Source organism: Nocardia tengchongensis (assembly GCF_054781395.1).
This window is the reverse complement of the sequence record NZ_BAAGUM010000010.1, coordinates 21,711-38,711: the sequence shown is the minus strand read 5'-3', so window position 1 is coordinate 38,711 and position 17,001 is coordinate 21,711. Positions and strand designations below refer to the sequence as shown.

At 69.4% G+C, this 17,001-nt stretch carries 18 protein-coding genes; 9 read left to right on the top strand and 9 right to left on the bottom strand.

What is annotated here, in order from left to right:
• Nucleotides 1-6: 6 nt before the first annotated feature.
• Nucleotides 7-1,215, bottom strand: a complete 1,209-nt coding sequence (locus tag ACYVKL_RS24270; protein WP_379173924.1) for a benzoate/H(+) symporter BenE family transporter — start codon at nucleotides 1,213-1,215, stop codon at nucleotides 7-9.
• Between the two features lie 63 nt (nucleotides 1,216-1,278).
• Entirely contained in the window at nucleotides 1,279-1,779 is a 501-nt protein-coding gene (locus tag ACYVKL_RS24265; RefSeq protein ID WP_213557785.1) for an Lrp/AsnC family transcriptional regulator, read from the bottom strand.
• 179 nt (nucleotides 1,780-1,958) lie between these two features.
• Here ACYVKL_RS24265 and pdhA point away from each other — a divergent pair, with 179 nt between their 5' ends.
• Genes pdhA through ACYVKL_RS24250 form a run of 3 tightly spaced genes read left to right on the top strand, consistent with a single transcriptional unit; the run spans nucleotide 1,959 to nucleotide 5,477 of the window.
• Complete coding sequence (gene pdhA / locus ACYVKL_RS24260) at nucleotides 1,959-3,038, top strand: pyruvate dehydrogenase (acetyl-transferring) E1 component subunit alpha (RefSeq protein WP_379173925.1); 1,080 nt, start codon at nucleotides 1,959-1,961, stop codon at nucleotides 3,036-3,038.
• A complete protein-coding gene (locus tag ACYVKL_RS24255; protein WP_379173926.1) occupies nucleotides 3,035-4,018 on the top strand; it encodes an alpha-ketoacid dehydrogenase subunit beta in 984 nt (327 codons plus the stop codon). Before pdhA ends, ACYVKL_RS24255 begins: the two co-directional genes overlap by 4 nt.
• Nucleotides 4,019-4,064: 46 nt before the next feature.
• Nucleotides 4,065-5,477, top strand: coding sequence for a dihydrolipoamide acetyltransferase family protein (locus ACYVKL_RS24250; RefSeq protein ID WP_379173960.1), 1,413 nt, complete (start codon nucleotides 4,065-4,067; stop codon nucleotides 5,475-5,477).
• Here ACYVKL_RS24250 and ACYVKL_RS24245 read toward each other — a convergent pair.
• Together ACYVKL_RS24245 and ACYVKL_RS24240 are read right to left on the bottom strand one after the other, a co-directional pair.
• Entirely contained in the window at nucleotides 5,474-5,917 is a 444-nt protein-coding gene (locus ACYVKL_RS24245) for an acyl-CoA thioesterase (protein ID WP_379173928.1), read from the bottom strand. The two genes, ACYVKL_RS24250 and ACYVKL_RS24245, sit on opposite strands and share 4 nt — an antisense overlap.
• Before the next feature lie 34 nt (nucleotides 5,918-5,951).
• Nucleotides 5,952-6,908 carry an AraC family transcriptional regulator gene (locus ACYVKL_RS24240; protein ID WP_213557788.1) on the bottom strand — a complete coding sequence of 319 codons (957 nt, stop codon included), beginning with the start codon at nucleotides 6,906-6,908 and terminating at the stop codon, nucleotides 5,952-5,954.
• Nucleotides 6,909-6,982: 74 nt separating this feature from the next.
• Between ACYVKL_RS24240 and ACYVKL_RS24235 the strand changes: the two genes are divergently transcribed.
• Both ACYVKL_RS24235 and ACYVKL_RS24230 read left to right on the top strand, forming a co-directional pair.
• Nucleotides 6,983-7,840 carry an NAD(P)H-binding protein gene (locus tag ACYVKL_RS24235; RefSeq protein WP_379173930.1) on the top strand — a complete coding sequence of 286 codons (858 nt, stop codon included), beginning with the start codon at nucleotides 6,983-6,985 and terminating at the stop codon, nucleotides 7,838-7,840.
• A gap of 184 nt (nucleotides 7,841-8,024) precedes the next feature.
• Nucleotides 8,025-9,212 carry an MFS transporter gene (locus ACYVKL_RS24230; RefSeq protein WP_379173931.1) on the top strand — a complete coding sequence of 396 codons (1,188 nt, stop codon included), beginning with the start codon at nucleotides 8,025-8,027 and terminating at the stop codon, nucleotides 9,210-9,212.
• 4 nt (nucleotides 9,213-9,216) lie between these two features.
• Here ACYVKL_RS24230 and ACYVKL_RS24225 read toward each other — a convergent pair whose 3' ends face one another.
• The gene (locus ACYVKL_RS24225) at nucleotides 9,217-9,696 is read right to left on the bottom strand and encodes a MarR family winged helix-turn-helix transcriptional regulator (protein ID WP_379173932.1); all 480 of its coding nucleotides are present in this window, start codon (nucleotides 9,694-9,696) and stop codon (nucleotides 9,217-9,219) included.
• Nucleotides 9,697-9,806: 110 nt separating this feature from the next.
• Here ACYVKL_RS24225 and ACYVKL_RS24220 point away from each other — a divergent pair, with 110 nt between their 5' ends.
• Nucleotides 9,807-11,249: an MFS transporter gene (locus tag ACYVKL_RS24220; RefSeq protein ID WP_379173933.1), complete on the top strand. Its 1,443-nt coding sequence runs from the start codon at nucleotides 9,807-9,809 to the stop codon at nucleotides 11,247-11,249.
• Between the two features lie 83 nt (nucleotides 11,250-11,332).
• Here ACYVKL_RS24220 and ACYVKL_RS24215 read toward each other — a convergent pair whose 3' ends face one another.
• From ACYVKL_RS24215 to ACYVKL_RS24205, 3 genes are read right to left on the bottom strand one after another with little or no spacing between them, the layout of a single operon-like run.
• Nucleotides 11,333-11,971 (bottom strand): Type 1 glutamine amidotransferase-like domain-containing protein, encoded by a 639-nt coding sequence (locus tag ACYVKL_RS24215; RefSeq protein ID WP_379173934.1) that lies wholly within the window; start codon nucleotides 11,969-11,971, stop codon nucleotides 11,333-11,335.
• A gap of 1 nt (nucleotide 11,972) precedes the next feature.
• Nucleotides 11,973-12,791, bottom strand: coding sequence for a maleylpyruvate isomerase family mycothiol-dependent enzyme (locus ACYVKL_RS24210; protein ID WP_379173935.1), 819 nt, complete (start codon nucleotides 12,789-12,791; stop codon nucleotides 11,973-11,975).
• Complete coding sequence (locus ACYVKL_RS24205; RefSeq protein WP_213557794.1) at nucleotides 12,788-13,237, bottom strand: HIT family protein; 450 nt, start codon at nucleotides 13,235-13,237, stop codon at nucleotides 12,788-12,790. The genes ACYVKL_RS24210 and ACYVKL_RS24205 overlap by 4 nt, the downstream gene beginning before the upstream one ends.
• A 324-nt stretch (nucleotides 13,238-13,561) precedes the next feature.
• Between ACYVKL_RS24205 and ACYVKL_RS24200 the strand changes: the two genes are divergently transcribed.
• From ACYVKL_RS24200 to ACYVKL_RS24190, 3 genes are read left to right on the top strand one after another with little or no spacing between them, the layout of a single operon-like run.
• Nucleotides 13,562-14,704 carry a Re/Si-specific NAD(P)(+) transhydrogenase subunit alpha gene (locus ACYVKL_RS24200; RefSeq protein ID WP_357203102.1) on the top strand — a complete coding sequence of 381 codons (1,143 nt, stop codon included), beginning with the start codon at nucleotides 13,562-13,564 and terminating at the stop codon, nucleotides 14,702-14,704.
• Nucleotides 14,704-15,021, top strand: coding sequence for an NAD(P) transhydrogenase subunit alpha part 2 (locus ACYVKL_RS24195; RefSeq protein WP_357097688.1), 318 nt, complete (start codon nucleotides 14,704-14,706; stop codon nucleotides 15,019-15,021). Before ACYVKL_RS24200 ends, ACYVKL_RS24195 begins: the two co-directional genes overlap by 1 nt.
• 4 nt (nucleotides 15,022-15,025) lie before the next feature.
• On the top strand, nucleotides 15,026-16,441 hold the full coding sequence (locus ACYVKL_RS24190; RefSeq protein WP_379173937.1) for an NAD(P)(+) transhydrogenase (Re/Si-specific) subunit beta: 1,416 nt from the start codon (nucleotides 15,026-15,028) through the stop codon (nucleotides 16,439-16,441).
• Nucleotides 16,442-16,503: 62 nt separating this feature from the next.
• On the opposite strand, the gene ACYVKL_RS24185 is transcribed toward ACYVKL_RS24190, so the two are convergent.
• Nucleotides 16,504-16,992 carry a hypothetical protein gene (locus tag ACYVKL_RS24185; RefSeq protein ID WP_379173938.1) on the bottom strand — a complete coding sequence of 163 codons (489 nt, stop codon included), beginning with the start codon at nucleotides 16,990-16,992 and terminating at the stop codon, nucleotides 16,504-16,506.
• Nucleotides 16,993-17,001: the final 9 nt, after the last annotated feature.

Sequence of the window (17,001 nt, the reverse complement as noted above, 5' to 3'; positions counted from 1 at the left end):
ATCGGGTCAGGATGCGACCAGGGGCAGGAACCAGCGGACGACCAGGCCCGCGACCAGGGCCCAGAAGGCCGCGCCGATGCCGAGCAGTGCGATGCCGGAGGCTGCCACCAGGAAGGTGAGGGCGGCCGCGGAGCGATGGGCGGCGGGGGTGAGGGCGGCGGTCAGCGCACTCGCGAGGGTGGCGATGAGGGCAAGGCCCGCAACGGTTTCCAGCACGCCCTTGGGGGCGGCGGCGACCAGCATGACCAGCGCTCCGGACGCCAGCGCGAGCACCAGGTAGGCGCAGCCCGCCGTGCACGCCGCGATCCAGCGGCGCTTCGGATCGGGGTGGGCCGACGGGGCCGCCGAGAGCGCGGCGCTGATGGCCGCCAGGTTGATGGCGTGGCCGCCGGCGGGCGCGCCGAGCATGGTGCCCAGGCCGGTGACCGTCATGGCCGCGCGCCACGGCACCCGATAGTCGAAGGTACGCATCACCGCGGTGCCCGGAATGTTCTGCGCGGCCATGGTCACCACGTACAGCGGCACCGCGACGCCGATCATGGCCTGCCAACTCCAGTGCGGCACAGTCCATTCCAGGTGCGGCACCATGGCGGGCAGGTCCAGACGACGATGGTGCACGGCGATGTCGATGCTCGAACCGACGGCCGCCACCGCGAAGGCGGCCAGCACCGACCAGCACGGCGCGAAGCGTTGCAGCACAAGCCAGGTCACGATGACCGGCACCACCACCGCCGGGCTCACCGGCAGCGCCTTCACCGGCGCGAGGCACAGCGGCAGCAGTACTCCGGCGAGCATGGCCTGCGCGATCTCCACCGGAATCGCGGCGATCAGGGCGCCCAGCCGATCCCAGAATCCGGTCAGCACGATGAGTCCGCCCGCCACCGCGAACGCGCCCACCGCGGCGGCCCAGCCGCCCGCCACCGCGCCGGTGCTCGCCAGCAGCGCCGCGCCGGGCGTGGACCAGGCCAGCGTGATCGGCATCCGGTAGCGCCGGCTCAGCACGATCATGCCGACCGCCTGGGTCACGCAGACCGCCAGCAGTCCGGACGCGGCCTGCGCCGAGGTGGCGCCCATGGCGGTCAGTCCGGCCAGCACCACGGCGAACGAACTGGTGAATCCGACCAGCGCGGTGACGATTCCGGCCCCGATGGGCTGGCCGAGGCCCGCCGCCGGTGGGCTCTCGACCTGCGCGGTGCCGGTGACGCTGGTGCTCATGGAGTCATCGTCGCGGTCCAGTCACCCCACGGTCACCAGCCAATCCGCCGAAACTGGCCTGAATTACGCCCCGCCGCCGGCAGCCAGGCGATCCAGCAGCGGCGTGATGCGCGGCCCGACCAGAGATTGCATGACCAGCGCCATATTGGTGCGCTCCACCCCGGGGATCTTCAGGATGCTGCCGGCCACGCGGTACAGATCCTCCGCGTCCGCGGCCACCACCCGGACCGTCAGATCGGTCGGCCCGGTCATGCCGCAGACCTCGGTGACCTCCGGGATCTCGGCGAGCTCGGCCGCCACCGAGTCGAGCCGATGCTGATCCACCACGACCGCGACGAAGGCCGCCAGCGAGTACCCCAGCGCCCGCGGATCGACCCGGCGCTCGAAACTGGCCAGCACCCCGCTCGACTCCCAGCGGGCCAGCCGGGCCTGCACGGTATTGCGGGACAGCCCCAGCCGGGCGGCCAGTTCGACACCGGTCGCGCGCGGGTTGGCGACCAGTTCCAGCAACAGCCGGGCATCGGTCGCGTCGAGCGGGACGGCATTGGGCTCCCTGCTGCTCATGGGTGTCAGTATGACACCCATGACCGGGCGTTGACCGTGCATTCTGCTCAGTCCGGCGCGCCAGACTTGCACATATCGCCAAGCAGAGGATGCTTGTGATACAGGACACACATCGCTGGACCGCACGGACACAATCCCGCGGCGACAACGATGCAACCCGGTGTCAGGAGGCGAAACCCATGCCCGAGAAGAACACCTATCCGGTGCAGCTCGTTCAGCCCGACGGCCACCGCGTCCACGATCGCGTGCACGCCCCGCTGGTCGCCGACATCGACGGCACCCGCCTGCGGGCCATGTACACCGACATGGTCGTGGCCCGGCGCATCGACACCGAGGCCACCGCCCTGCAACGACAGGGCCAGCTCGGACTGTGGCCGCCGCTGCTCGGCCAGGAGGCCGCGCAGATCGGCTCCGCCCACGCCCTCGCACCCGACGACTACGTGTTCTGCAGCTACCGCGAGGCCGGCGTCGCCTACTGCCGCGGCGTCGCCCCCGAGGACCTCACCCGGCTCTGGCGCGGGGTCGCGCACTCCTGCTGGGACGCAGACGCCGTGCGGATGACCAATCCCGCGATCGTGGTCGGCTCGCAGGGCCTGCACGCCACCGGCTACGCCTACGCCGCGCACCTGGAGGGCGCCGAGATCGCCACCATCGCCTACTTCGGCGACGGCGCGACCAGTCAGGGCGATATCGCCGAGGCGCTGGGCTTCGCGGCGACCTGGTCGGCGCCGGTGGTGTTCTTCTGCCAGAACAACCACTGGGCGATCAGCGCGCCGGTGCGGGTGCAGAGCGCCACCCCGATCGCGCGCCGCGCCCTCGGTTACGGCCTGCCCGGCGTCCAGGTCGACGGCAACGACGCGCTCGCCGTGCTGGCCGTGACCCGCGAGGCACTGCGGCGCGCCCGGGCGGGCGGCGGACCCAGTTTCATCGAGGCCATCACCTACCGGATGGGCCCGCACACCACCGCCGACGACCCCACCCGCTACCGCGACGCGGCCGAACTCGAACTCTGGCAGCGCCGCGACCCCATCGACCGGATGCGGCGGCTGCTCGAACGAGAAGACCTGTGGGACGGCGACTTCGAGCGCTCGGTGACCGCCCGCGCCGACGACGTCGCGGCCCGCCTGCGCACCGCCACCCTCACCATGCCCGACCCGGAACCCGACCAGCTCTTCGACCACGTGTACGCCACCCCGCACCGGGTGATCGAGGAAGAACGCCGCGAGTACGCGGCCTACCTGGAGGGAGTCGGACGATGAAGACCACCTTCGCGGGCGCGATCAATCAGGGCCTGCGCCGCGCCCTGGAGGACGATTCGAAGGTCGTGCTGATGGGCGAGGACATCGGCCGGCTGGGCGGTGTCTTCCGGGTCACCGACACGCTGCAGAAGGATTTCGGCAACAACCGCGTCATCGACACGCCGCTGGCCGAATCCGGAATCGTGGGAACGGCTTTCGGAATGGCATTGCGGGGCCTGCGTCCGGTCTGTGAAATCCAGTTCGACGGATTCGTGTATCCGGCGTTCGACCAGATCGTCTCGCAGGTCGCGAAAATCCACGCCCGCACCCGTGGAAAAGTGACCGCGCCCATCACCATTCGCATTCCGTTCGGCGGCGGCATCGGCTCGGTCGAACACCACTCGGAATCACCCGAGGCGTATTTCGCGCACACCGCGGGACTGCGGGTGGTGTCGCCCAGTAATCCGGCCGACGCCTATCTGATGATCCGGCAGGCCATCGCACTCGACGATCCGGTCGTCTTCTTCGAACCGAAACGCCGGTATTGGGACAAAGCCGACGTGGATTTCGACCGGCTGGACCGCGATGACGGAATAGCGCTCGACCAGGCCCGCGTCTGCGCCTCCGGGGAGGACGCCACCATTGTCGCCTACGGCGGCACCGTGGCCACCGCGCTCACCGCCGCCGATATCGCGGCATCGGAAGGACATTCGATCGAGGTGATCGATCTGCGCAGCCTCTCCCCCATCGATTTCGACACCATCGAGACCTCGGTGCGGAAAACCGGGCGGTTGATCGTGGTGCACGAGGCCCCCGTATTCGCCGGGCTGGGAGCCGAAATCGCGGCGCGCGTCACGGAACGCTGCTTCTACCATCTGGAATCACCGGTATTGCGCGTCGGTGGCTTCGACATCCCCTACCCCCCGGCTAAACTCGAGCGGCACCACCTGCCCGACCCCGATCGCATTCTCGCCGCGGTCGATCGCACGCTCGCCGCATGAATGGTTACCGCACGGAGGATGCCCGGTGGATAGTCAGCAGCAGGTCATGGAATTCCGTTTGCCCGATCTCGGGGAGGGCCTCGCCGACGCGGAATTGGTGTCGTGGGCGGTCGCGATGGGCGACACCGTCACGCTGAATCAGGTGATCGCCGAGGTCGAGACGGCCAAGGCCCAGGTGGCGCTGCCCAGCCCCTACGCGGGCACGGTCGTGGAACTGCTGGCCCAGCCCGGCGACACCGTGCCGGTCGGCGCACCGCTGATCCGCATCGCGGTGACCGCGCAGGCCCCGGCCGCCACCGCGAACGGCACCGCGCAGCCGAGCGGCACGACCACGGAGACACCGGCCGAACGGCAGGCCGTGCTGGTCGGTTACGGACCCGACACCGAACCGGTGTCCCGCCGGGCCGCCCGCGGGAAAAACGGTGACGCACCCGGTGTTTCGAGCCGGCGCGGCATGGGCTCGGACGGTCCGGAAGGGCTCGGCAGCTCGGCCCCGGCCGGACGGCCCGCCGCCACGCCCGCCGCCCGGAAACTGGCCCGCGAGATCGGGATCGACCTGAGTGCGGTGATCGGCACCGGCCCGCAGGGCGCGGTCACCGTCGAGGACCTGCACGGTATGCGGCCCGAAGCGCTGGGCACCGGTCACATCCCGATCCACACCCCGCCGCCCGCCACCCTCGCCGCGCTGCCGGTGACCCCGGTCGCGCCCGAGGTGACACCGATGCATCCGGCGCCGGGCGGCCGCGCCGTCCCCGCCGAGCGCGAGACCCGCACCCCGATCAGCGGGATCCGCAAACGCACCGCCGCCGCCATGGTGTCCAGCGCCCAGCACATTCCGCAGGCCAGCACCTTCGTGACCACGGACTTCACCGCGTCTATCGAACTGCTCGAGCATCTGCGCACCACTCCGAGCTTCACCGGGCTCACCCTCACCCCGCTGGCGCTGGTGGCCCGCGCCGCGCTGGCGGCGCTCACCGAGTTCCCGGAGATCAACGCGCGCTGGGACGAGGCGAATCAGGAGATCGTCACCAAGCACTACGTGAACCTGGGCTTCGCGGTCGCCACCGAGCGCGGGCTGCTGGTGCCCAATCTCAAGGAGGCGCAAGGGTTCACGCTGCGCGACCTGTGCCTGGAGATCGCCGGGGCGGCCGCCAAGGCGCGCGCCGGCACCGCCACCCCCGCCGACCTGACCGGCGGCACCTTCACCATCACCAATGTGGGCGTGTTCGGTGTGGATGCCGGTGTGCCGCTGGTGAATCCGGGCGAGGGGGCGATCCTGTGCCTGGGCTCCATCCGCAAGCGGCCGTGGGTGCATCGCGACGAACTGGCGGTGCGCTGGGTGACCACCCTGGGCATGAGCTTCGACCACCGGATGATCGACGGCGAACAGGGATCGCGGTTCCTGGCGAGCGTGGCCGCCCTGCTGGAGGATCCGCTGACCCTGCTGGGCCGGGTCTAGGACTCGGCGGGCCCGGCCACCACCAGCGGCTCGGCGGCCGCGCGGATGACCGCCGGGATCGGCACCGGCTTGCGGGTCTGCTCGTCCACGTACACGTGCGTGAAGGTGCCGGTGGCGGCCAGGTCCAGGTGGTCGCCGCCGTCGCGGAAGATGGCCAGCTCGTAGTTGATGCTGGAATTGCCCAGCCGCGACACCCGGATCCCCACCCGCAGCATGTCCGGGAAGCTGATCGAACCCAGGAACTTGCACGAGGTCTGGGCGACCACGCCGATGGCGTGCAGGTCCCGGATATCGGTCCCGGTCGCGCTGATCAGCCAGGCGTTCACGGCCGTGTCGAAGTACGAGTAGTACGTCACGTTGTTCACGTGCCCGTAGTGGTCGTTGTCGGCCCAGCGCGTCGGCACCGGCCAGAGCACGGGGTATCCAGGATCCTGCGTCACTCCGCGACCCTAACCCGCCGCCGCGGCCCGGCGATCACGCGGAGCGTTCGTCCGGAGTGGCGCGGTGGTCGCGGGGGCTGATGCCGTAGTGCCGTTTGAAGGCGGTGGACAGGGCGAAGGCGCTGCCGTAGCCGACGCGGCGGGCGATCGACTCCAGGGTGGCGTCGGATTCGTGCAGCAGATCCGCGGCCAGGGCCAGCCGCCAATCGGTGAGGAAGGCCATGGGCGGCTCGCCGACCAGTTCGGTGAAGCGGCGGGCCAGGGCGGCCCGGGAGACGCCGACCTCGGCGGCCAGCGAGGCGACCGTCCACGGGTGGGCGGGATTGTGCTGCATGAGGCGCAGAGCCTTGCCGACCAGCGGATCACCGTAGGCGTGATACCAGGCGGGGGCGTCGGCGCGGGAGAACCAGGCGCGTAGCGCGGCGATCAACAAGAGGTCCAATAGTCGGTCCAGCATGGCGCCCTGGGCGGGCAGGTCCTTGGCGGACTCGTCGACCAGCAGATCCAGCACCCGGGAGTCGATCTCGCCGCGGCCCAGCACCGCGATCGGCGGCAGCGCGCGCAACAGCCGGCGACTGGCCGCCGACTCGTGCTCGTAGGTGCCGGTGACCAGCACCGTCTCGGCGTCGGCGCTGGTGCCCCAGCTGCGCACGCCCAGACTCAGTGCCTCGCACAGCACTTCACCGTCCATCGTGGTGGTGATATTGCCGGGCTCGATGAGCACCTGCGGAGCGGTCCCCGGATCGTCGGCGACGGTGTAGTGGTCGGGGCCGCGGAAGATGGCGATATCGCCGGTACGCAGCTGCCGGGGCGGACCCGGCTTGCCGCCCTTGGGTTCCGGCAGCACCCAGCCGCCGCCCCGCACCACCGCCACCACGGTCAGCGGGGCCTCGTCCCGGATTCGCAGGGACCACGGTGGGTCGAACGACGAGCGCATCACGAATGCCGCTCGCGCCCGTGGTCCTTCGAGCAGACTGGCCAACGCATCCATGACAAAGACGATGGCAAATGCCCGGGCGCTTCTCAACCATGTTCGCGCCCGCCGATTCCCGATGTACTGAATACATGATCAACGAAAACAGCTCCAGCAGCGCAAACACCGTCCTCGTCCTCGGCGCGACCGGCAAGACCGGACGCCGGGTGGCCGGCCTGCTGACCGAGCACGGCGTGCCCGTGCGGGCCGGTTCGCGCACGGCCGCAATCCCGTTCGACTGGACCGACCGCAACACCTGGACGGCCGCCCTGGACGGCGTCGACGCCGTCTACCTCTCCTATCAGCCGGATCTGGCGGTCCCCGGCGCACCGGCCGACATCAAGGCCCTCTGCGACCGGGCCGCGGCCGCCGGCGTGCGCAAGGTGGTGCTGCTGTCCGGCCGCGGCGAACCCGAAGCCCTGGAATGCGAAGGCATCGTGCAGGATTCGGGCCTGACGTGGACCGTGGTGCGGTGCGCCTGGTTCGCGCAGAACTTCGACGAAGGCTCGTTCACCGATTTCATCCTCGCCGGAGAGGTGGCACTGCCCGCCGGGGACGTGCCGGAACCGTTCGTGCACACCGACGACATCGCCGAGGTGGCGGTGGCGGCGCTGCTCGACGACCGGCACGCCGGGCAGGTGTACGAACTGACCGGCCCGCGCGCACTCAGCTTCGCCGAAGCCGTGGCCGAGATCGGCGCGGCCACCGGACGGGACATCGCCTACATTCCGCTCACCCGAACCGAATTCGTGGCCGCGCTGACCTCCTACGGGGTCCCCGCCGACGAGGTCAGCCTGCTCGACTACCTGTTCGGCACGGTGCTCGACGGCCGCAACTCGCACGTCACAGACGGGGTGCAGCGCGCGCTCGGGCGGGAGCCCCGCGACTTCGCCGACTACGTCCGCGAGGCGGCCGCGAGCGGAGTCTGGTCGGTCACGGCGGACGTGTGAATCGCCCCCCGGGGCGTTTGCACGGTGTGCGCCGGGCCCCGAAACGTGTCGGTGGCCCGGCTTACACTCACCATCGAACAGGTTGTACCGCAAACAATTCGGATCGCGCTCCGGACCGCCGGCGCTGCCGCGACGGGCCACGAAAACCGGGGAGAGACCGGGTGCACCCGGTAGCGTCGTACCGATGGCCGCTGCGACGCCCGTTCCCCGCATCCGGAAGGCCCGCCCGGCGCTGTTCGCGGTGTTCGGCCTCAACGGGATGCTCTCGGCGGTCTGGATCGTGCACATCCCGGCCATCACCGCGCGCACCGGTGTCGGGCCCACCACGTTCGGCATGCTGATCCTGCTGATGACGGTCTGCGCGATCGCGGGCATGCAGACCGCGGGCCCGCTCGCCGACCGCCTCGGCAGCCGCACCCTCACCGCCGCGGCTGTCACCCTGCTGGCCCTCACCCTGCTCGGCCCGGCCCACGCCACCTCGCCCGCCACGCTCGGACTGGCCCTGGGCGCCTTCGGTTTCGCCAACGGCGCCCTGGACGTCTCCATGAACGCGCAGGCCGTGCACATCGAACGCGCCTACGGCCGCCCGATCATGTCGGCGTTCCATGCCTTCTTCTCCTGCGGCGGCTTTCTCGGGTCCGGCTACGGCGCGGCCACCCAGCACGCGCACTGGTCGCCGACCGCGACCTTCCTGCTGGCCACCGGCTTCGGACTGGTCGTGATCGCGCTCGCGATACCGAACCTGCTCCCCCACGTCGACGCCGCGGCCACACCACCCGCCGCCGCGGAGGCCGTGCCGCAGTCCGGGATCCGGCGGAAGGTGCTGGCGCTCGGGCTGATCGCCTTCGCTGTGCTGATGGCCGAGGGAGTGGCGGCGGACTGGAGTGCACTACAGGTGAAGGACCGGCTCGGCGTCGACGCGGGCACCGCCGCGCTGGCCTTCACGGGGTTCTCGCTGACCATGACCGTCGGCCGGTTCGGCGCGGATCGGGTGGCCGGGCGGATCGGCCGGGTGGCCCTGCTGCGCTGGGGAACGGCGCTGGCGGCCATCGGTTTCGGGGCGGTGGTGGTGTCCGGATGGCTGCCGTTGACCGTGCTGGGCTGGGCGTTGTGCGGGATCGGGCTGGCCGGGGGCGTCCCGCAGGTGTTCACGGCCGCGGGCAATCTGGGCTCGGCGACGGCCGCGACCGATATGTCTCGGGTCTTCGGGCTCGGCTACGTCGGGCTGCTGGCGGGTCCGGCGATCATCGGCTGGCTGGACAAGCTGGTGCCGCTGACCGCGGCGATGGTGGTGCCGCTGGTCGCGATGGTGTTGTGCGCGTGCGGCGCTCGGGCCGTGGCGGCGCCGGCTCCGGAATCGGTCCGCGACTGACGGGTCAGGCCGACGGACGGTCGCGGGCGGTCGCGCCGAGGTCGCCGATGACTTCGGCGTGGTCGAGGAAGGCGTCGACCATGCGGTGGTTGAGGACGGCGACGGCCTTCAGGTCCTCGGGGCTCCAATCGGCGAGGGCCTCGGCCATCCAGCCGCGCATCACCTCGCGCACGGCTTCGACGGCGCGGCGGCCCGACTCGGTGGGGCCGACCCGCTGGGCGCGGCGGTCGTCGGGGTCGGCGACGCGTTCCACATAGCCTGCCTTCTCCAGGCGCTGGATCTGGCGGCTCACGTGCGGGGCCTCCACATCGAGCCGGGTGGCGAGCTCGCCCAGGCGCATGGGTTCCTCGGCGTCGGCGAGCAGGCGCAGCAGCGGGACGCTGGCCCGGTCCATGGTCAGGCCGCACTGCACCATGGCTTTGTCGTGGCGGCGGACGCGGGTCAGCAGGTAGGCGACACGGGCCAGCGCGCGTTCCAGTTCCACGATGTGACCTGCGTCAACTTGGCTGGCGTTTGTGGCTTCCGATCGCGGCATGTGATTATCTTACGAAACCCATTTACTTAATTTTGGTAAGTAACCCAAAGGACCACCGCATGACTACGACCGCAGTCGGTCAGGTCGACGTGACGAAACCCGTCGAACCTTCGAAGGCCCACCTCGGCCTCACCCTGCTCGCGCTGTGTGCGGCCGGACTGGTCGTGTCCCTGCAGCAGACCGTCGTGATCCCGCTGCTGCCGCGCTTCATCACCCAGCTGCACACCGACGTCGCCGGCGTCACCTGGCTGTTCACCGCCGCCCTGCTCTCCGGCGCGGTCGCCACCCCGCTGCTGTCCCGCTTCGGCGACATGTACGGCAAGAAGCCGATGGTCATGGTCACCATGGGCGTGCTCGTCGTCGGCTCGGTGGTCTGCGCCTTCGCCACCACGCTGCCCGTCTACATCATCGGCCGTGCGCTGCAAGGCATCTCGTCGGCCATGATCCCGCTCGCCATCGGCATCATCCGCGACACCTTCCCGCGCGAACGATTGGTCCGCGCAATCGGAGTCGTGTCCGGCACCATGGGCGTCGGCGGCACCATCGGACTGCTGGCCACCGGCGTCATCGCCGACCACACCACCAACCCGCACCCGGTCTTCTGGCTGACCGCGGGTCTCGGCGTGGTCGCCACCGTACTGATCCAGGTGAGCGCCCAGAACAATGGCGTGCGCCACGGCGGCAAGCCCGACTTCATCGGCGCGGCCCTGCTGGCCGCGCTGCTGATCTGCCTGCTGCTCGGCATCAGCGAGGGCCCGCGCTGGGGCTGGGGCTCCGCCTCGGTCATCGGCATGTTCGCGGCCGCCGCGGTGCTCACCGCCGTCTGGGTGTTCGTGGAGCTCAGGGTCGAGCAGCCGCTGGTGCGCCTGCAGCTGCTCGTCGGCCCGCAGTCGCTGTCGGCGAACGTGGCCTCCGCACTGCTCGGCTTCTCCATGTTCGGCGCCTTCTCGCTGGTCTCCAACTTCATTCAGACGCCCGCGGACAAGGTCGGCTACGGCCTGTCCGGGACCGTGCTGTCGGTCGGCCTCTACGGCATCCCGAGCGCGGCGTTGATGACCTTCTTCTCCTTCAACACCGGCCGCATCTCCGCCAAGATCGGACCCGCCTACACCCTCGCCATCGGCGCGACCTTCGCCGGACTGTCGATGGGCTGGCTGGCCTTCTCACACGGGCACGGCTACGACATGGTCATCGCGAACGCGCTGCAGGGCATCGGTTTCGGCATCGGCTACGCGGCGCTGGGCACCCTCGCCGTGCAGCACGTGCCGATGAGTGAGAGCGGCATCGCGTCGGGCATCAACTCCCTGGTGCGCACCGCGGGCGGCTCCATCGCCGGTGCGATCACCGGCTCGATCCTGACCGCGCACGTCCTGCACCTCGGACCGCACGCCGTGGTCCCGACCGAGGGCGCGTACGTCGCCAGCTTCGCGACCCTGGCCATCGGCGCGTTCGGCGCGGCGGCCGTGGCTCTGGGACACGGCATCCGCCACAAGGGGAACTGACAACTCGCGTAGCTCTCAGAGCTCGACCTCTGAAAACCCGAGAAAGCCTGCGCATTCCTCGTTGTGCGCAGGCTTTTTCGGGTCTAGGTCAGGATGGTGGTGCGGTCGCCGTCGACGACCACCACGTGATCGTCGGTGAGCGCCCAGTGCGGGACGCCGTCGGAGACGTAGTCGCGCACCAGTTTCCGGGACAACCCCTGCGGGTCGGTCGGTGAGTCCAGGTGCGGGACGATGCGGTGATCGACCAGACCGAGCCCGTCCCAGCGAGGTGCGATACCGCAGGCGGTGCGCACCTCCTCCGGGTCGTCCATGGCTTCGATGCCGTGCAGGTCGGGGGTCATGACGCAGGCCCCCGCGCTGTAGCCCGCGTAGACCAGGGCATCCTCCGCGAGCAGTTTCATCAGGGCGAGATCGGCTCCGCTGCGGGCGAATTGGGCGCGCAGCACGAAGGTGTTGCCGCCGCGCACCCACACCATCGGATAGTCGCGCAGCCGCTGCTCCACCTCGGCCGGGCGACCGACGTACTCGCGCAGGTCGAGGACTTCCGGCTGGAAACCCAAGCGGCGCAGCGGAACCAGATCACTGGTGACGGCGCTCTGCCAGGCCGAGGGCCAGGCATCGCAGGCATTGGCGATGACGGCCACCGGGCCGGGCGCACCGGTCAGTTCGAGCAACCGCTGCTGGTGTGCGCCGAAACGGTAGCTGGACAGGAACAGTCGCACGTCAGATGGTGAAGGCGAGGGTGCGGACCAGGCGGTTGCCGAGGTCGGTGTCACCGGCGAGGGAGATCTCCCCCGCGTGCGCGTCCGCGGTGGTGCGGCCTCCGCGCAAGCGGGCGAACAGGCCGGAGTCCATGGTCACCACGGTCGTGGCCGGCCCGTCCAGGGTCCCGACCAGGCTCGCCCGCCCGACTACGACCGCCACATGCAGGGTCTGCGGCACCGGGCCGGTCAGCTCGAAGGTGATGCGCGAACCGTCCGGCGCGCCCGCGCCTTTCACCGCGGCCCGGCCGAGTGCGGTCAGCAGTTCGGTGTAGGCGACCGCGCCGCGGCTGCCGCCCTCCTCGACCGCCACGCCCAGGGCGTCGGCGATGTCGTGCTCGTGCATCCAGCAGTCGAACAGGCGGATGCGCATGAACCGGCCGTAGGGCGCCATGCCCACCGGCGTCGGGACGAATCCGCCCCACGTCTCGTCGGTGGTCTGCTCGAGCGCCTTCACCCGGCGGCCGGTGACGTCGAGGAAGCGGTCCAGGAGTTGCGCGCCGGCCAGCGGGCGCAGGGACTCGATCCACTTCTCGTTCAGCGTGCCGATCTCGTTGCGGATGTGCGCCCCGGACACCTCGGCGTCCGGGGTCGGCTCGCCCAGCAGCATCGATTCGGTGCCGATCATGTGGGCCATGACGTCGAAGACCGTCCAGCCGGGCAGCGGCGAAGGCGCGCGCCACCGGTTTTCGTCCAGCCCGTCCACCAGCCGGGTGAGAGCGTCCCACTGGTCGGATAAAAGGGCCGTGATCTCGGCGCGGTCCGGCACCGTGTCGGTCATGCGGTGGTCTCCCTCTCCTCGTCGGCGAGCCGGTCCAGCCCGGCTCGCAGTGCCGCGGCGGTGCGCTCGGTGTCGTGCGGACGGCGCAGCACGAACCCCTTCGCGAAACGCAGGGTGTCGCCGTGATGGCGGGGAATCACGTGCAGGTGCACGTGATGAACGGTCTGGAAGGCGGCCTTGCCGTCGTTGATCAGCAGGTTCGCGCCGTCGGCCGTGAGGCCCGCGCGGCGCATGGATTTGGCCAGGCGGTGACCGAAGCCGAACAGGCGAGCACCCGTCTCCGGGTCGAGTTCGTCGAGATCGGTCGCGTGCCGCTTGGGGATCACCAGGGTATGCCCCCGGGTGATGGGCCGGATGTCGAGGAAGGCCACCAGGTGGTCGTCCTCGAAGATCTTGGTCGCCGGTGCGTCGCCCGCGACGATCCGGCAGAAAGTGCAGCCACTCACACCGCAGACATTACGGCGTACAGGTGATGTGCGACACCCCCTACACGACCCCGGAAGGGGCACAACCGAACCCAAAACTACTGACCAGTAGCTCCCGAAATTCGCTCGTGCTCGAGGTCACCAGAACCCCGGCCGAGCACGGAGTTGTCCGGTTTTCTCGCCACACCATGTGATGGGCATCTCCGCTACGCTCACCGCGGACCAGGTACAGTTGCGAGAATTCTCACGAACTTACTGCACAGTAAGTTCGGACCACCGTTGGACGGTGAAACGGCCGAAACCGACAGGGTGGCCTGGACTCACCACGAGAAGGAAGTTTGACAAGTGGACACAACGCAGAGCGCACAGACCGCTGCGCCCCGCGGTGCGCGCGTCGGAGTGGTTCGCGAGACGAACCCGGACGAACGACGCGTCGCATTGGTGCCGAAGATCATTCCGGCCCTGCTGAAGCAGGGTGTCGAGGTGATCGTCGAGGCCGGTGCCGGTCTGGGCGCGTTGATCCCGGACGAGGCGTACACCGAAGCCGGTGCGACGCTGGGCGATCCGTACAGCGCCGACGTCGTCGTGAAGGTCGCGCCGCCCAATGACGGCGAGATCGCCAAGCTCGCGCCGGGCCAGACCCTCATCGGGTTCCTCGCGCCGCGCAACGCCGACACCAAGATCGGCGCCCTCAAGGCCGCGGGAGTGCAGGCCTTTGCCGTGGAAGCGATTCCGCGTATCTCCCGCGCCCAGGTCATGGACGCGCTGTCGTCGCAGGCGAACGTCGCCGGCTACAAGGCCGTGCTGCTCGCCGCATCGGAATCCACCCGATTCTTCCCCATGCTGACCACCGCCGCCGGCACCGTGAAGCCGGCCACCGTGCTGGTCCTCGGTGTGGGTGTCGCCGGTCTGCAGGCCCTGGCCACCGCCAAGCGCCTCGGCGGCCGCACCACCGGTTACGACGTCCGCCCCGAGGTCGCCGACCAGGTGCGCTCCGTCGGCGCGCAGTGGCTCGACCTCGGCATCGACGCCGCCGGTGAGGGCGGGTACGCCCGCGAGCTCACCGAGGACGAGAAGGCCCAGCAGCAGCAGGCCCTGGAGAACGCCATCAAGGGCTTCGACGTGGTCATCACCACCGCGCTGGTGCCCGGCCGCCCAGCCCCGCGCCTGGTCACCGCCGCCGCCGTCGAGGGCATGAAGCCCGGCAGCGTGATCGTGGACCTGGCCGGCGAGACCGGCGGCAACTGCGAGCTGACCGAACCCGGCAAAACCGTTGTGCGCCACGGCGTCACCATCGCCTCGCCGCTGAACCTGCCGGCCACCATGCCGGAGCACGCCAGCGAGCTGTACTCCAAGAACATTTCCGCCTTGCTCGAACTCATGCTGAAAGACGGTGCCCTGGCACCCGACTTCGAGGATCAGGTGCTGGCGGACTCCTGCGTCACGCGCGAGCGAAGCGAGCAGAGCACTCAGAAGGTGGAAGCCTGATGTACACCGAATTGTTGGCGAACATCGCGATCCTGGTGCTGTCCGGGTTCGTCGGCTTCGCCGTGATCTCCAAGGTGCCCAACACCCTGCACACGCCACTGATGTCGGGCACCAACGCCATTCACGGCATCGTGGTGCTCGGCGCGCTGGTGGTCTTCGGCAAGATCGAGCACCCCTCGGTCCTGATGCAGATCATCCTGTTCGTGGCCGTCGTGTTCGGAACCCTGAACGTCATCGGCGGTTTCGTCGTGACCGACCGCATGCTGGGCATGTTCAAGGCGAAGAAGCCTGCTGCGCAAGAGAAGGCGGGCGAGTAACCCCATGGACAATCTGGTCAACGTTCTCTACATCGCCGCGTTCGCGCTGTTCATCTACGGTCTGATGGGCCTCACCGGCCCCAAGACCGCGGTGCGCGGCAACTGGATCGCCGCGGTCGGCATGGGCATCGCGGTCATCGCGACCCTCATCGCCATCCGCCACACCAACAACTGGATCCTGATCGTCGCCGGTCTGGTCGTCGGTATCGGCCTGGGCGTGCCGCCCGCCAAGTTCACCAAGATGACCGCGATGCCGCAGCTGGTGGCCGCGTTCAACGGCGTCGGCGGTGGCACCGTCGCGCTCATCGCGTGGGCCGAGTTCCTCGACACCAAGGGCTTCTCCCAGGTGCACGAGCAGCCGTCGGTGCACATCGTGATCGCCTCGCTGTTCGCGGCCATCATCGGCTCGGTCTCGTTCTGGGGCTCCTGCATCGCCTTCGCGAAGCTGCAGGAACTGCTGTCCGGCCGCCCGATCACCGTCGGCCGCCTGCAGCAGCCGCTGAACCTGCTGCTGCTCGCGGGCGCCATCGCCGCGGCCGTGGTCATCGGCATCGGCGCCACCAATGACGGTGTGCCGCAGTACTGGATGATCGCTCTGCTGGTGCTGGCCGGCATCCTCGGCCTGATGGTCGTACTGCCCATCGGTGGCGCGGACATGCCGGTCGTCATCTCGCTGCTCAACGCCCTCACCGGTCTGTCGGCCGCGGCCGCGGGTCTGGCGCTGAACAACACCGCCATGATCGTGGCGGGCATGATCGTCGGCGCGTCCGGCACCATCCTGACCAACCTGATGGCCAAGGCCATGAACCGGTCCATCCCCGCCATCGTCGCGGGTGGATTCGGTGGCGGCGGCACCGCTCCCGGCGCGTCCGGCAGCGGCGAGCAGAAGCAGGCCAAGGCCACCTCCGCGGCCGATGCCGCGATCCAGATGGCCTACGCCAACCAGGTCATCGTGGTCCCGGGTTACGGCATGGCCGTGGCCCAGGCCCAGCACGCGGTCAAGGAGATGGCGGCCCTGCTCGAGGCCAAGGGCGTCGAGGTCAAGTACGCCATCCACCCGGTCGCCGGTCGTATGCCCGGCCACATGAACGTGCTGCTGGCCGAGGCCGAGGTGTCCTACGACGCCATGAAGGAAATGGACGACATCAACGGCGAATTCAGCCGCACCGATGTCGCCCTGGTCATCGGCGCCAACGACGTCACCAACCCGGCCGCCCGCGAGGACTCCACGTCCCCGATCTACGGCATGCCGGTGCTCAACGTCGACCAGGCCAAGTCGGTCATCGTGCTCAAGCGCTCGATGAACTCCGGCTTCGCCGGCATCGACAACCCGCTGTTCTACGCCGACCACACCTCCATGCTGTTCGGCGACGCCAAGAAGTCCGTCGGTGCGGTCACCGAGGAACTGAAGGCGCTGTAACCAGCTGCCGAATGAATGGCCCGTGCCCCGAAAGGGACACGGGCCATTCATGTTTCAGCGGATTATGTATGCCGTATGATGTTGCAGGCCGCATCGGGGGATGTGGTGGTTTGGTTTCCACTGCCGGTCAGCAGGTTATTCAGCGCGCTCCCTGTCGAGGTGGGCGCGGGGGTGTAATCGGCCGACATCTGGCTGGTGATCACGCCAGCCGAGTTCTTTTGCACGGCAACGACATGGAGTGGCGTGCGGATGCAATCCAGCAGCACCTGGGTGGTATGAATAATGGCACCCGAAGTCTGCGTGAAAGCCACCGGAGTGAACGGACTCCCCGGGAGTTCGGTGCCGTTGAGCGTGATCCATACCGGATTCGCATCCGTGGTGTCGACTACAATCTGCGTCTCATTGCACGGGCCGATCATTTCACCGCTCGGGCACGTCACGGCGGTCGAGATGATATCGGCAGTAGCGGGCCCGGCCCCCACCGCGGACACGATCGCCGCCGCAGCGGCCACAACGCCGATACCCTTGCACACCAATGATTTCGGACTCATTCAAGCTCC

What these genes read in the sequence shown, in the direction of transcription:
- ACYVKL_RS24220 (WP_379173933.1), top strand. Translation starts at nt 9,807, where the DNA reads ATGACTACGACCGCAGTCGGTCAGGTCGACGTGACGAAACCCGTCGAA.
- ACYVKL_RS24250 (WP_379173960.1), top strand. Translation starts at nt 4,065, where the DNA reads ATGGAATTCCGTTTGCCCGATCTCGGGGAGGGCCTCGCCGACGCGGAA.
- ACYVKL_RS24255 (WP_379173926.1), top strand. Translation starts at nt 3,035, where the DNA reads ATGAAGACCACCTTCGCGGGCGCGATCAATCAGGGCCTGCGCCGCGCC.
- ACYVKL_RS24190 (WP_379173937.1), top strand. Translation starts at nt 15,026, where the DNA reads ATGGACAATCTGGTCAACGTTCTCTACATCGCCGCGTTCGCGCTGTTC.
- pdhA (WP_379173925.1), top strand. Translation starts at nt 1,959, where the DNA reads ATGCCCGAGAAGAACACCTATCCGGTGCAGCTCGTTCAGCCCGACGGC.
- ACYVKL_RS24270 (WP_379173924.1), bottom strand. Translation starts at nt 1,215, where the DNA reads ATGAGCACCAGCGTCACCGGCACCGCGCAGGTCGAGAGCCCACCGGCG.
- ACYVKL_RS24210 (WP_379173935.1), bottom strand. Translation starts at nt 12,791, where the DNA reads ATGACCGACACGGTGCCGGACCGCGCCGAGATCACGGCCCTTTTATCC.
- ACYVKL_RS24185 (WP_379173938.1), bottom strand. Translation starts at nt 16,992, where the DNA reads ATGAGTCCGAAATCATTGGTGTGCAAGGGTATCGGCGTTGTGGCCGCT.
- ACYVKL_RS24265 (WP_213557785.1), bottom strand. Translation starts at nt 1,779, where the DNA reads ATGAGCAGCAGGGAGCCCAATGCCGTCCCGCTCGACGCGACCGATGCC.
- ACYVKL_RS24195 (WP_357097688.1), top strand. Translation starts at nt 14,704, where the DNA reads ATGTACACCGAATTGTTGGCGAACATCGCGATCCTGGTGCTGTCCGGG.
- ACYVKL_RS24240 (WP_213557788.1), bottom strand. Translation starts at nt 6,908, where the DNA reads ATGGATGCGTTGGCCAGTCTGCTCGAAGGACCACGGGCGCGAGCGGCA.
- ACYVKL_RS24235 (WP_379173930.1), top strand. Translation starts at nt 6,983, where the DNA reads ATGATCAACGAAAACAGCTCCAGCAGCGCAAACACCGTCCTCGTCCTC.
- ACYVKL_RS24230 (WP_379173931.1), top strand. Translation starts at nt 8,025, where the DNA reads ATGGCCGCTGCGACGCCCGTTCCCCGCATCCGGAAGGCCCGCCCGGCG.